A 14,051-nucleotide genomic window follows, 5' to 3' on the forward strand; every position below is an offset into this window, starting at 1 on the left:
CTGAGGTTAACGGTCAGTTCTGGCCGTGGAACGGAATTCCGAAATCGATCGAGTCGAGCGAGGCCAGGAAGGACTCAGGAACTTCTCCATCCTGGAAATCCAGTTCGGAATAGTTCGCATCGGCCATTGCCTCAGCAGTGGGCTCCACGACAACCTGGTTGTAGCGAGCCAGGCCGGTGCCGGCCGGGATCAACTTTCCGAGGATGACGTTCTCCTTCAGACCCACCAGGTGATCAACCTTGCCGTTCATGGCGGCTTCGGTCAGGACCTTTGTGGTCTCCTGGAAAGACGCAGCCGACAGCCACGAATCCGTTGCCAACGACGCCTTGGTGATACCCATCAGCATCTGACGACCTGACGCGGGCTGACCGCCCTCGGCGGCAACTCGACGGTTGGCCGACAAGTACGCTGAACGATCCACCAGCTGACCCGGCATGAACGAGGTGTCGCCCGGCTCCAGAATAGTGATCTTGCGCAGCATCTGGCGCACGATGACCTCGATGTGCTTGGCGTGAATACCCACACCCTGATCGCGGTAGACCTTCTGCACCTCATCAACCAGCTGCTTCTGAGCCACATTGCGGCCCATAATACGCAGGACCTCCTTGGGATCCAACTGGCCTTCAGTCAACGGGGTTCCAGCTTCGATGTGGTCGCCCTCGTTCACCAGGAGTTTCTGGCGACGAGTCACCTCGATGACTGAATCCTCACGGCCATCATCGCGAGTGATCACGATCTTGCGTGAACCGGGATCTTCGTCGTCAATATGGACGCGACCGGCGGCCTCGTTCATCTTGGCTTCAATCTTCGGGCTGCGCGCCTCGAAGAGCTCCTGAACACGCGGCAGACCCTGGGTAATGTCAGCAGCCGACGCAGCACCACCGGTGTGGAACGTACGCATCGTCAGCTGGGTACCAGGCTCACCAATCGACTGAGCTGCGATAATACCGACAGCTTCACCGATCGAGACACGCTTACCGGTGGCCAGCGAACGGCCATAACAGCTGGCGCACACGCCCACCGCCGACTCACAGGTCAGCACGGAACGGGTCGTCACCTCGGTCACACCGGCGGCAACCATCTGAGCAATCAGGTCATCACCAATGTCGGTGCCAGCCTCCGCCACGACAGTGCCATCTTCACCCACCGCATCGCGAGCAAGCGTACGGGCGTACGCGGTAGTCTCAACCGCTTCAACGGCTTCCCACTCGTCAAACTCGTTCTTGCGGGCGATCGGCACGCGAATGCCGGCGCGGGTACCGCAGTTCTCTTCACGCACAATCACGTCCTGCGACACGTCGACCAGACGGCGGGTCAGGTAACCAGATTCGGCGGTACGAAGAGCGGTATCAGCCAGACCCTTACGAGCGCCGTGAGTTGCGATGAAGTACTCCAGAACCGTCAGGCCTTCACGGTAGTTTGCCTTAATCGGACGCTCAATGAGCTTCTGCTTCGGGTCAGACACCAGACCACGCATACCGGCGATCTGCTGGACCTGGCTCCAGTTACCACGAGCACCCGACGACACCATGCGGTAGACGGTGTTGCGAGCATCGAAGTTCTGACGCATGTCGTCAGCAACTTCCTCAGTGCACTTCAGCCACAGCTTGACCAGTTCCTCGTACCGGGTTTCTTCCAGGATGATACCGGTGTCGAACTGGTCCTGAATCTCCGCAGCCTTGGCTTCGTAACGCGCCAGGATTTCTTCCTTGCGGTCTGACGCCTGAATGTCAGAGAACGCGATTGTGATGCCAGACCAAGTTGACCAGTGGAAACCGGCAGCTTTCAGTGCGTCCAGAGATTCGGCGACGAGGACGTTCGGGTAACGCTCCGTCAATGTGTTAACGATCGTTCCCAGCTGCTTCTTACCCACAACGTAGTTGACGAACGGGTAGTCGACCGGCAGAGTCTCGTTGAAGATCGCGCGCCCCAGCGAGGTTTCCAGCAGGATCGGATCGCCTTCTTCCCAGTTCTCCGGGACTTCCCAGCCCTTGGGCGGCACAATGTCGGTGAAGCGGATCCGTGCACGGGCATTCAGATCCAGTTCGCCACGATCAAACGCCATACGTGCCTCAGCCACTGACGAATAGCACGGCACAACCGGCTCACCGTTTTCATCAGTCGCCACCTCAACAGCCGGATCAGGATCACTGGTCAGGTGGAACAGACCAATGATCATGTCCTGCGACGGCATTGCAACAGGGCGACCGTCGGAAGGCTTGAGGATGTTGTTCGTCGACAACATCAGGATGCGTGCCTCAGCCTGAGCCTCAGCACCCAGCGGGAGGTGGACTGCCATCTGGTCACCGTCAAAGTCAGCGTTGAACGCGCCACAGGCCAGCGGGTGCAGCTGAATAGCTTTACCTTCAATCAGCTGCGGTTCGAAGGCCTGAATGCCCAGGCGGTGCAGTGTAGGTGCGCGGTTCAGCAGTACCGGGTGCTCACGAATAACGTCGTCGAGGACGTCCCACACCTCGGGGCGCTGGCGCTCAACCTTACGCTTGGCTGCCTTGACGTTCTGCGCGAACGACTTCTCAACCAGGCGCTTCATCACGAATGGCTTGAACAGTTCCAGAGCCATCTGCTTGGGCAGACCGCACTGGTGCAGTTTCAGCTGCGGGCCCACCACGATGACCGAACGGCCCGAGTAGTCCACGCGCTTACCGAGCAGGTTTTGACGGAAACGACCCTGCTTGCCCTTGAGCATGTCAGAGATCGACTTCAGCGGGCGGTTACCAGGACCGGCCACGGGGCGGCCACGACGGCCGTTGTCGAACAGCGCGTCCACAGACTCCTGCAGCATGCGCTTTTCGTTGTTGACAATGATCTCGGGCGCACCCAGCTCCAGCAGCCTCTTCAGGCGCGTGTTGCGGTTGATGACGCGACGGTACAGATCGTTCAGGTCCGAGGTCGCAAAGCGGCCACCGTCCAGCTGAACCATCGGGCGCAGATCCGGCGGGATGACGGGGATAGCGGTCAGCACCATCGACTCCGGCTTGTTACCGGTTTGCACAAAGGCGTTGACGACCTTCAGGCGCTTGATCGCCCGGGTCTTGCGCGGGCCCGACTCGTTGGCGATCGTGTTGCGCAGGTTCTCCACTTCGGCATCCAGGTCGAAGGTCTGCAGACGCTTCTGAATGGCGGCTGCACCCATATCGCCCTTGAAGTACGTGCCGTAGCGCAGCTGCATGGCGCGGTACAGGCGCTCGTCACCTTCCAGGTCACCAACCTTGAGGTCGCGGAAACGCTCCCACACGGTCTCCAGCTGTTCCAGGTCGCGGTCGAAACGGCGGCGAATCTGCCCCATTTCGCGTTCCCCTGCCTTGCGTTCACGGTCGCGATCGGCAGCTTTGGCGCCATCGGCTTCCATCTGTGCCAGGGTCTGCTCCAGCTTTTCGGCGCGCTGGTTGATCGCGTCGTCACGCTGGGACTCCAGGTGGCCCTTTTCAACTTCGAGCTCGCTGCGCAGGTCGGCAAGGTCCTCGTCGCGACCCTTTTCGTCAACCTCGGTGATCATGTAGGCAGCGAAGTAGATAACCTTTTCGAGGTCCTTCGGAGCCAGGTCCAGGACGTATCCGAGGCGTGAGGGCACGCCTTTGAAGTACCAGATGTGCGTGACAGGCGCTGCCAGGTCGATATGACCCATGCGCTCGCGACGCACCTTCGAGCGTGTGACTTCGACGCCACACTTTTCACACACGATGCCCTTGTAGCGCACGCGCTTGTACTTGCCACACGCGCATTCCCAGTCGCGGGTCGGACCAAAAATCTGTTCACCGAACAAGCCGTCGCGCTCAGGCTTGAGGGTGCGGTAGTTAATCGTTTCGGGCTTTTTTACCTCGCCGTGGGACCATCCTGAGATGTCATCTGTCGTTGCCAGGGTGATCTTGAGGCTGTCGAACGTCTTAGCGTCGATCAAGGTCTCGCTCCTTGCATTAGTTCGTCGGTTCCAGCGTAAGTGGTCTGCTCAAGCCCGCCGCTGGAGGGGCTGAGGTTCCCCGCAAGCGCGTCGCCCTCGTTCGTCGTCTTGATTGACGAGGGCGACCTGTGCGCCGCGGAACCGACTGAGTTAAATGGCGTCAATGGTTGCTGCTGCGTTCGGACGGGCATCCAAGGTGATGCCCATATCCTCTTGCGCATCGTACGATTCGTCCTCGTCGCGCAGGTCAATCGGGTTGCCTGCCGCGTCGAGTGCTTCAACGTTCAAGCACAGCGAGCGCATTTCCTGGATGAGGACCCTGAAGGACTCTGGAATACCAGGTTCCGGGATGTCTTCACCCTTGACAATGGCTTCGTAGACCTTGACACGTCCAACGGTGTCGTCCGACTTGATGGTGAGCAGCTCCTGGAGGGCGTAGGCGGCACCGTAGGCCTCCAGTGCCCACACCTCCATCTCGCCGAAGCGCTGGCCACCGAACTGGGCTTTACCACCCAGCGGCTGCTGCGTAATCATCGAGTACGGGCCGGTTGAACGGGCATGAATCTTGTCGTCAACCAAGTGGTGCAGCTTGAGCATGTAGGCGTACCCCACTGCGATGGGGTACGGGAACGGTTCACCCGAACGGCCATCAAACAGCTGAGCTTTACCTTCATCGTTGGTCAAGCGCTCTCCATCACGGTTGGGACGAACTGAACGCAGCAGGCCTTGCAGCTCCTCTGCTTCCAGACCGTCGAACACGGGGGTTGCAACCAAGGAGCCGGGCTCGGCGCTGATGCCGTTCTCAGGCAGGAACTTCGTCCAGTCTTCGCCAGCTTCCTTCGCCTTCGTGGCATCCCAACCCTGGTGGGCCAGCCAGCCGAGGTGGTACTCGAGCACCTGACCGACGTTCATACGTCCAGGAACGCCCAGCGGGTTCAAGATGATGTCCACAGGTGTGCCATCTTCCAGGAACGGCATGTCTTCGACAGGCAGAATCTTGGAGACGACGCCCTTGTTTCCGTGACGGCCAGCCATCTTGTCACCAATGGTGATCTTGCGGCGCTGAGCCACGTACACGCGCACCGTCTGGCGCACGCCGGGGTTCAGATCGTCTTCTTCGTCATTGAACTCGCGCACGCCAATGACGATGCCCTCTTCACCGTGTGGGACACGCAGGCAGGTGTCGCGCACTTCGCGCGCCTTCTCACCGAAGATGGCGCGCAGCAGGCGCTCCTCACTGGTCAGTTCGGTTTCACCCTTCGGGGTGACCTTGCCGACCAGGATGTCGCCGGCCTGAACCTCAGCACCGATGCGGATGATGCCGCGTTCGTCAAGGTCAGCCAGTGATTCCTCGGACACGTTCGGAATGTCGCGCGTGATTTCCTCGTCGCCCAGCTTCGTTTCGCGGGCGTCAACCTCGTACTCCTCAATATGGATGGAGGTCAGGACGTCATCCTGCACGACGCGGCGTGACAGAATCACGGCATCCTCGTAGTTCAGGCCTTCCCACGACATGTAGGCAACCAGCAGGTTCTTTCCGAGGGCGACTTCACCGTTGTCGGTGGCCGGGCCATCAGCCAGAACGTCTGCTTCTTCAACGCGTTGGCCTTCCTCGACAATGACACGCTGGTTCGTGCAGTTGCCGGGGTTGGAGCGTTCAAACTTTTCGAGTCGGTAAGTGTCGCGGCCACCCTCGTCAGTTTCAACGACGATCAAGTCGGCGCTGACCTCGGTGACGACACCGGCGCGCTCAGCGATCACCATTTCGCCTGAGTCCTGAGCGGCGCGGCGTTCCATGCCGGTGCCGACCAGTGGAGCTTCGGTGCGCAGCAACGGGACAGCCTGGCGCTGCATGTTCGCGCCCATCAGGGCTCGGTTGGCGTCATCGTGCTCGAGGAACGGGATGAACGCGGTGGCAACAGAGACCATCTGACGTGCAGAAACGTCCATGTAGTCAACGTCATCGCGCGCAACGAGCAATGGGTCTTCGCCGGAGAGACGGCACAGAACCATCTCTTCGGCAAAAGTGTTGTCCTCCGTCAGCGGCGATGATGCCTGAGCGATGTAGTGGCCGTTCTCGTCATCAGCGGTCAGGTACTCGACCTCGTCGGTGACGTGGCCGCCACGCACCACGCGGTACGGCGTCTCGATGAAACCGAAGGGGTTGATGCGCGCGAACGTCGCCATCGTGCCGATCAGACCAATGTTTGGGCCTTCAGGGGTTTCAATCGGGCACATGCGTCCGTAGTGCGACGGGTGAACGTCACGGACCTCCATGCCGGCACGGTCACGCGACAGACCGCCAGGGCCCAGTGCCGACAGGCGGCGCTTGTGGGTCAAACCGGCCAGCGGGTTGTTCTGATCCATGAACTGTGACAGCTGGGATGTTCCGAAGAACTCCTTGATCGCTGCGACAACGGGGCGGATATTGATCAGCGACTGAGGCGTGATCGAATCGGCTTCCTGCGTTGTCATGCGTTCACGCACGGTGCGTTCCATGCGCGCCAGGCCGGTACGCACTTGCGACTGGATCAGTTCGCCCACCGCGCGGATACGACGGTTACCAAAGTGGTCAATATCGTCCGACTCAACGCTGACTTCCACGGCTTTGCCGCCACGCACGCCGGTGAACGTCTTGTCACCCTTATGCATCGAGAGCATGTATTTGATGGTCGTGACGATGTCTTCCAGCGTCAGAACGGAGGTACGAGGATCCGCATCCAGAGCCAGCTTCTTGTTGATCTTGTAGCGGCCAACCTTCGCCAGGTCGTAGCGCTTGGAATCGAAGTAGAAGTTATTCAGCAGTGTCTGAGCTGCGTCGACGACTGCGGGCTCACCGGGGCGAATCTTGCGGTAGATATCCAGGAGAGCTTCCTCCTGGGTGTCGACCGTGTCCTTCTCAAGGGTTTCCAGCAAAACCGGGTAGTCCGCGAACTGTTCACGGATCTCAGCTTCGGTCATGCCGATAGCCTTGAGGAAGTGAGTCACCGACTGCTTACGCTTGCGGTCGATACGCACACCCACTGCGTCGCGCTTGTCGATCTCGAATTCGAGCCAGGCACCGCGGCTGGGGATGACTTTGGCTCCGAAGATTTCCTTATCGGAGGAGCGGTCAGATGTGCGCTCGAAGTACACGCCAGGCGAACGGACCAGCTGGGAGACAACGACGCGCTCCGTGCCGTTAATGATGAAAGTGCCGCGCTTGGTCATCAGGGGGAAGTCACCCATGAAGACGGTCTGCGACTTGATTTCGCCGGTCATGTAATTCATGAACTCGGCGGTGACGTACATCGGTGCTGAGTACGTGTAATCCTTGGCCTTTGCCTCTTCGACCGAGTACTTCGGGCGTTCGAGTCGATGGTCGCGGAATGACAATGACATGGTTTGTGCGACGTCTTCGATCGGCGAGATCTCCTGGAAGATTTCTTCCAGCCCGGAAACGTCCGGCACGTCGAATCCGCCTGAAGCTTTCGCAGCCTCAACGCGTTGTTTCCAATTGTCGTTCCCCAGAAGCCAGTCGAAGCTCTGAATCTGCAGACCCAGCAGGTTCGGGGCCTGCAAAGGTTCGCGAAGCTTCGCAAATGAGATACGGTTCCTGGGCTGATGTGCAGTGGTGCTACTGGCAGCCAAAGGGTGTCCTTCCCTGCAGTCGGTGAGTGCGCGCTCCCGCCTGCCGCCCCTATCTGATACTGTGTCGCTAGCACACTTAGCGCTGGTCTCGCGTGCGGGCACAGCTCACCTCGGGCGTCATCAGGCGCAAATAGTTATGTTAGAATCCTTCGCCGCCGTCGGCAAGGGGTATGCGCGAAGCTGTGCCCAATCTCACGGACCCCACCGCCGTGTTGCTTGGGGCCTGACCGGCGCTTTCACTTTTCTCTGCCCCTCCCGTTCACTGTTCTTTGCCCCCGTTTACTGTTCTCTGTCCCTCCCCTTCACTGTTTTCCACCCTTTCCATTCGCTGTTTCTGCCCTTTCCGTCTGGCTGGTTGTTGCCGGCGGCTGGTCGCCGTCTTTTCCCAGCCCCGAGTGCCGCCTCTCCCTCTCCCCCTCTCCCTCTCTCCTCCTCTCCCTCCGCTTCCCTTCTGTCGATCTCGACCGGTTTTCTTCGCAATTGACGAGGGTACCCATCCGTTTATGCAGGTCGCAGGCGCGGACGTGCAATGACACCCGAACTGAGTGCGCTGAGATCGACAGATGGGTGAATCGAAGGGAGGAAGTCAAGATCGACGGTCGGGTAAATGAGGGGAGAAAGTCGAGATCGACAGACGGGAATAGTACGGAAGGGGGTGGTGAGAGAAAGCGAGCACGGGAACGAACGGCGAACCGAATTAGGAACCGCTCGCCAGGTGCTCAATACACGCGAGCCAGCAGACACCAGGCCCTACCGGCCGCCGCCAAGGATGTCGCGAATACAAGCAGACAGCAGCACTGACTTCGGGTCCAGTCCGCCAGGCTCGTTCATGCGGCGCACATTGTATCCGAATGCCAAGCCGTAGAACGGATCAGCAAAGCCCAACGCTCCGCCCGCACCGTCGTGCCCGATAGCCTGATAGGAGCCAAACGGGAACATACCATTGGGCTTTTGAAACACCCGAGCAAAACACATGACGTTTTGCAGCACTCGATCCATCCCGAACACCTGCTGCGTTCCCATTAGTTTCACCGTGTCAGGCGTTAAGAACGGCTCAGACAGATCATGGCGTGGGTTTCCCTCGTCAATTCGTGAAGCAGAACAGTCGTTGAGACCGGTGACAGCTGCTGCGTACAGGCGAGCCAGGCCGCGAGCGGAACCGACCCCACCTGTCGACGCAACGCCGGCGGCACGAATATGGCGGTGGTTCGGTGTGGGTGTGTTGTCTGGCTCAATGACGCCGCCACCGAGTGCGGACAGCGCGCCAAGCGAATCTCCGAGCTCGCACTGGCCTACCGCTGCCGCAAGCTCATCAGCGCTGACAGGCCCGGCGCCAGGATCGTCGGACAGAGCGGCCGTTCCCGGAACCCGTTCGCCACGCTTGTCACGTTCCGCCAGGGCTTTCTCGAAGGGAAGAGACGGCAGGATGGGTTCGTAGCGATCATCTTCCGATTCAGGAAAGCCGATATAGAAGTCAATGTCACGTGGGGCACGAACCTCACGCTCGTAATGGGTTTGCAGGTCCTCACCGGCGACTCGACGGAAAAGTTCCTCCATCAGCGGTCCGATCGTGCGGCCGTGGTAGCCAAACGCCGTGCCCGGGCGCCACAGCGGTGACATGGCTGCCAACTTTGCCGCCATCCCGCGCGAGTCATAGGGCACATCCATCAAACGCATCGATTCTTCGCCAAGCAGTCCCGCCTGATGGGACAGCATTTGACTGACTGTAATCTGGTCTTTGCCACAGGCGGCAAACTCCGGCCAGTAATACGCAACTCGCTGCTCAAGATCCAAGTCACCTGAGTCAACCAAGCGCGCCAAGGTCAGTGCGGAAGCACCTTTTGTTGCCGAGAAAAACCCTGTAACCGTCTGCCCATCCATGAGACCGCCGCCCCATAAGTCAACGATCTTGTCACCGTTGACGTAGGCGCACACCTGAGCAGAGTAGGTGGGATCGCGCTGGAGCATGCGTGCGAAAAGAGTCTTGACCGACTCGAATCGTTCGTCGACCCAGCCGTGCACCTCTCCGGCGCGGCGCGGCTCATCCGCGTCGATGTCACGTGCGGCTGCATCTGTCCGGCTGTTCATTTCCGTATTCATGGCACTCTCCTTTGCGCGCTTGCACTGTCAGTTTCCCGCAGGTTCACCGCCGCTGCCACCGCTACCGCCGCACGGGCCGATCCGCATACCGCCCTTCGCTCCCTCACACCCCTCGTCCCCCATCTGTCGATTTCAACGGGTCTGAGTGACCTATTGCCGAGCAGACTCCGCTCCTTTTGCAGGTCAGAAGCTCGCGAGCATATACGGCGTGTCTGCAAACGAAGTGAGATCGACAGTTGGGGAATGGAATGGAGGGCGGAGTTGAAGCTGCCGCCTTTGCCGAGAGCTTCGGGAGCACAGAAAACCCGCATACCTGCAATTACACGACGCACCAGTCGCGGCTTGGTGCCCCAGTACACATCCTGCCCCCACACAGCGAGGATGCAGACGGCGAGATCTTCAGTGCCCCCAGCGCGCGTACTGATCTTCAATGACATCCTTGCCGTCACGCCACCACGATTCATGTGAGCGATACCAGGCGATCACCTCAGCCAGCCCCGCTTCAAAATCCCTCTTTTCCGGCTCCCACCCAAGATCCCGGCGCAGTTTGCTCGCATCCAGCGCGTATCGGCGATCATGGCCGGGCCGATCCCCGACCCAGTCGAAGTCATCCTCGTCCCTGCCCATGAGGCGCAAGATCGAGCGTAAAACGTCACAGTTGGAACGCTCCCCTTCGGCGGAAATCAGGTATGTTTCTCCGGGTATGCCGCGACACAGGATCTGCCAAACGGCCGCCGAATGGTCGTCGACATGGATCCAGTCGCGAACGTTTCGTCCATCGCCGTACAGCTTGGCGCGCCGGCCGGTCAAAATGTTCGTGATCTGTCGAGGAATGAATTTCTCAATGTGTTGATATGGTCCGTAGTTGTTCGAGCTGTTCGAAATCGTCACCCGGACACCGAAGGTGCGAAACCACGCGCATGCCAGCAGGTCAGACGAGGCTTTGCTGGCGCTGTAAGGGCTTGACGGCTTCACAGGTGATTCTTCAGTGAATCGCATGGAATCATCGAGAGCCAGGTCGCCGTACACTTCGTCGGTGCTGACGTGATGAAAGCGCCGCTCATGGTGCCGGCATGCCTCCAGCAGTCTGTAGGTGCCTGAAATGTTAGTGTGGATGAAAGGCTCGGGGTCAGCAATCGATTTGTCATTGTGGCTTTCGGCGGCAAAGTTCACGACGGCCTCGTGGTCAGCGACCAGGGATTCAACCAGCTCCTCGTCACAGATATCCCCAACGACGAGGGCGACTCTGCCGGGCGGCAAACCATCAAGATTGTGCCGGTTCGCGGCATAGGTCAACTTGTCGAGCACCGTGATGCGAATATGAGGATCGCGTTCGAGTGCGAATCGCACAAAGTTACTGCCGACGAAACCGCAGCCACCGGTGACCAGCAGGGAGTTCATGGTGTCCGACATGGATCCTCCTTTCCCCTCGTCAATTGTCACACGGAAAGCACTCCCACTCGGAGCAGCGGGGCGCGGCATTCGCGTGCAGACATCGCGGCCGGGCGGCTAGCGTGCAGACATCACGGTTGCGGGGCTCGCGCGTCATCGCCTGCCCACACTTCGCACAGTGGCCACACCGCCCATATACAAGTGTCGCGGCCCAGCTGATGCTGAACCGCGACAACTTGATATGCGCTTAAGCTAGCGCGAGAGTTTCAAGTGAAATCACTTGAGGGTGACGGTGCCGCCAGCCTCTTCGATCTCTGCCTTGGCCTTCTCGGCGTCTTCCTTGGAAGCGTTCTCGAAGATGGCCGACGGTGCGCCGTCAACCAGGCCCTTGGCGTCCTTCAGGCCGAGGCCGGTGAGGGACTTGACAGCCTTGATAACGGCAACCTTCTTGTCGCCGGCTGCTTCGAGGACAACCTCGAACTCGGTCTTTTCCTCAGCTGCTGCTTCTTCACCGGCAGCGGCTGGTGCTGCAACAACGGCGGCGGCCGGTGCGGCAGCCTCAACGTCGAAGACCTCTTCGAACTGCTTGACGAAATCGGACAGCTCGATCAGGGTCATTTCCTTGAAAGCTTCGATGAGCTCATCTGCGGAGAGCTTAGCCATGAGTGGCATCCTTCCTTGTTTGGCCTGCTACGCGAGCAGATTACGTTGTGTAAATGAGTCCGGGTGCATGGCGGTGAGGCCAGTAACCCGGGGCCTGTCGCGTCAGGCCGCTTGCTCCTGCTTGTCGCGAAGAGCATCGATTGTGCGCACAGCCTTGGTGGGCAGTGCATTGAATGCGTACGCAGCCTGGGAGAGCTTCGCCTTGAGGGCACCTGCAGCCTTGGCCAGCAGGACCTCGCGGGATTCCAGATCAGCAAGCTTCTTGACGGCGTCAGCATCGAGTGCGACACCATCCATAGCGCCAGACTTCAAAACCAGCGCCGGGTTATCCTTGGCAAAATCACGCAGCGTCTTGGCGGCCTCAACCGGCTCACCGCTGACGAATGCAATAGCTGTCGGGCCCTTCAGGTCGTCCTCGAGGAAATCGAATCCGACTTCGCGGGCCGCCAGCCGTGCCAGCGTGTTCTTCACCACGGCGTAGCTCACGTCATTGCCCAAACCGCGACGCAGCTCCTTGAGCTGTGCAACGGTCAGACCGCGATACTCAGTCAGCAGCACGGCATCCGAGTTGCGGAACTTCTCCGTCAGCTCGGCGACAACTGCCTCCTTGTCAGACCTCGCCATGGTCCTCCTTCCGAAAAGTCAGCCGCCGTACCCACGAAAAAGCCCGACACGCAGGTTCGTGTCGGGCTTGCACCACGCTTGTCCAGGTTTCCGCAAGGGAGCTGTTCAAGTCACGTTTCCTGCGTCGGTCGCTCTTGCGCTTCGATCTACTGTCAGTAGATGTCCGACGGTCTTTGGCTGTTCCACTATACCAAGATCGATGTGCGGCCTCTACTGTGCGCTGTGTGCAACAAAGCACGTTTGTGTGCCGCTATTTATTCCCGCCCTTATGCCTCTGGCATCCTGCACATTCCCACGTGTTCTCCTCTCGCTTTTTCTCGCCGTTCTCCCGCTCGCTCTCTTAGCTCCCCTCGGCATCCCTCTTGGCCTGCTCTCGACCTGCTCCTCAGCCTTCCTCTCCGCCTTCCCTCATCTTCCCCCTCCCCCTCATCCTGTCCGCATTAATCCCCAACTGTCGATCTGGAGCTCCCGTTATCGTCCTAATTGACGAGGGAGGCCCACACCTTCCGCGAATAACACTCTCTGACCAGTGAAAACGTTCGTCAGTGTTGAAAGCCAGTAATCCAGCCCGCCTTCTTGGTCCATCGAGATCGACAGTTGGGATTGGTAGGGGTGGGTGGGCTTCGGGAAAAGGGGGCTGCCGAGAGTAAGACGAAATGCGGATGAGACCGGACGCGGAAAAGGTGGCACGCAACGAAGACGTTCCACTAGAGAGTCGCCATGTGCTGAAGTCGGCTCAGGTCAAAATGCCATGCGCTGGAGACGGCGTGCTAGAAAGGGGCCGCGCATTCAAGACAGGGCTCATCGATGACGGCACACAATGGGGGTGGGTTCGCACACGCGTGCGAACCCACCCCCATTTATCAAGATTGCGACGTGACGCGGGCGCTGCGGCACCCTCGTCGAGGATCGCTCAGGCATCAATCCGCCTGGTCATCAACCCAACCGGTCATCTCTGCAACCGATCGCCGAAGCACCGAGAATCAATGCCGTCAGGCATCGAACAATCAGTCGTCAGTGCCGAGCAGATCGCGCGTCTTGGTCGGATCCAACGGGATGCCAGGGCCCATCGTCGTTGAAACGGTGGCCTTCGTGATGTAGCGACCCTTGGAGGAGGACGGCTTCAGACGCAGGACTTCATCGAGGGCAGCGGCGTAGTTTTCCGTCAGCTGCTCAGCAGTGAAGGATGCCTTGCCGATGATGAACGCCAGGTTCGCGTGCTTGTCCACACGGAACTCGATACGGCCACCCTTGATCTCCTTGACAGCCTTGCCAACTTCCATCGTGACCGTTCCGGTCTTCGGGTTCGGCATGAGGCCACGAGGACCGAGGACGCGACCCAGACGGCCAACCTTGCCCATCATGTCAGGGGTTGCGACGGCCACATCAAAATCGGTGTAGCCCTTCTGGACCTTCTCAATCAGTTCGTCGCCGCCGACCTCGTCAGCTCCGGCGTCGATCGCTTCCTGCGCGCGCGGGCCCACAGCGAAGACCAAGACCCGTGAGGTCTTGCCAGTGCCGTGCGGCAGGGAAACGGTTCCGCGGACCATCTGGTCTGCTTTACGGGGATCGACACCCAGTCGGAACATCACCTCAACGGTGGCGTCAAACTTGGTGACAGTGGTTTCTTTTGCCAGTTTCATGGCTTCAAGAGGTTCGTATACCTCACCGGCGTGGATCTTCTCCGCGGCGGCCCGGTAGCTCTTCGAGCGCTTTGTCATTC

General features: G+C 59.6%; 7 protein-coding genes. All 7 read right to left on the reverse strand.

Features of this window, described 5'->3' with window-relative positions; genetic code table 11:
* Positions 1–13: 13 nt before the first annotated feature.
* The 7 genes from BLT69_RS08035 to rplA all read right to left on the reverse strand — a co-directional run bounded on the left by BLT69_RS08035 (position 14) and on the right by rplA (position 14,049).
* On the reverse strand, positions 14–3,919 hold the full coding sequence (locus BLT69_RS08035; RefSeq protein WP_092648787.1) for a DNA-directed RNA polymerase subunit beta': 3,906 nt from the start codon (positions 3,917–3,919) through the stop codon (positions 14–16).
* A gap of 150 nt (positions 3,920–4,069) precedes the next feature.
* Positions 4,070–7,549: a DNA-directed RNA polymerase subunit beta gene (gene rpoB / locus BLT69_RS08040; protein WP_058237177.1), complete on the reverse strand. Its 3,480-nt coding sequence runs from the start codon at positions 7,547–7,549 to the stop codon at positions 4,070–4,072.
* 750 nt (positions 7,550–8,299) lie between these two features.
* Positions 8,300–9,649 (reverse strand): serine hydrolase domain-containing protein, encoded by a 1,350-nt coding sequence (locus BLT69_RS08045; RefSeq protein WP_092648788.1) that lies wholly within the window; start codon positions 9,647–9,649, stop codon positions 8,300–8,302.
* Between the two features lie 399 nt (positions 9,650–10,048).
* On the reverse strand, positions 10,049–11,062 hold the full coding sequence (gene rfbB, locus BLT69_RS08050) for a dTDP-glucose 4,6-dehydratase (RefSeq protein ID WP_092648789.1): 1,014 nt from the start codon (positions 11,060–11,062) through the stop codon (positions 10,049–10,051).
* A gap of 255 nt (positions 11,063–11,317) precedes the next feature.
* Entirely contained in the window at positions 11,318–11,704 is a 387-nt protein-coding gene (gene rplL, locus BLT69_RS08055; RefSeq protein WP_092649134.1) for a 50S ribosomal protein L7/L12, read from the reverse strand.
* A gap of 102 nt (positions 11,705–11,806) precedes the next feature.
* Positions 11,807–12,328 carry a 50S ribosomal protein L10 gene (gene rplJ, locus BLT69_RS08060; protein ID WP_058237180.1) on the reverse strand — a complete coding sequence of 174 codons (522 nt, stop codon included), beginning with the start codon at positions 12,326–12,328 and terminating at the stop codon, positions 11,807–11,809.
* A gap of 1,007 nt (positions 12,329–13,335) precedes the next feature.
* Positions 13,336–14,049, reverse strand: a complete 714-nt coding sequence (rplA, locus tag BLT69_RS08065; protein WP_058237181.1) for a 50S ribosomal protein L1 — start codon at positions 14,047–14,049, stop codon at positions 13,336–13,338.
* Positions 14,050–14,051: the final 2 nt, after the last annotated feature.

Origin of the sequence: Schaalia radingae, assembly GCF_900106055.1 — a bacterium.
GTDB lineage: Bacteria > Actinomycetota > Actinomycetes > Actinomycetales > Actinomycetaceae > Pauljensenia > Pauljensenia radingae_A.

Excerpts from the sequence above, each read along its gene's own strand:
- BLT69_RS08045 (WP_092648788.1), bottom strand. The coding sequence starts at position 9,649 with ATGAATACGGAAATGAACAGCCGGACAGATGCAGCCGCACGTGACATC.
- rfbB (WP_092648789.1), bottom strand. The coding sequence starts at position 11,062 with ATGTCGGACACCATGAACTCCCTGCTGGTCACCGGTGGCTGCGGTTTC.
- rplL (WP_092649134.1), bottom strand. The coding sequence starts at position 11,704 with ATGGCTAAGCTCTCCGCAGATGAGCTCATCGAAGCTTTCAAGGAAATG.
- rplJ (WP_058237180.1), bottom strand. The coding sequence starts at position 12,328 with ATGGCGAGGTCTGACAAGGAGGCAGTTGTCGCCGAGCTGACGGAGAAG.
- rplA (WP_058237181.1), bottom strand. The coding sequence starts at position 14,049 with ATGACAAAGCGCTCGAAGAGCTACCGGGCCGCCGCGGAGAAGATCCAC.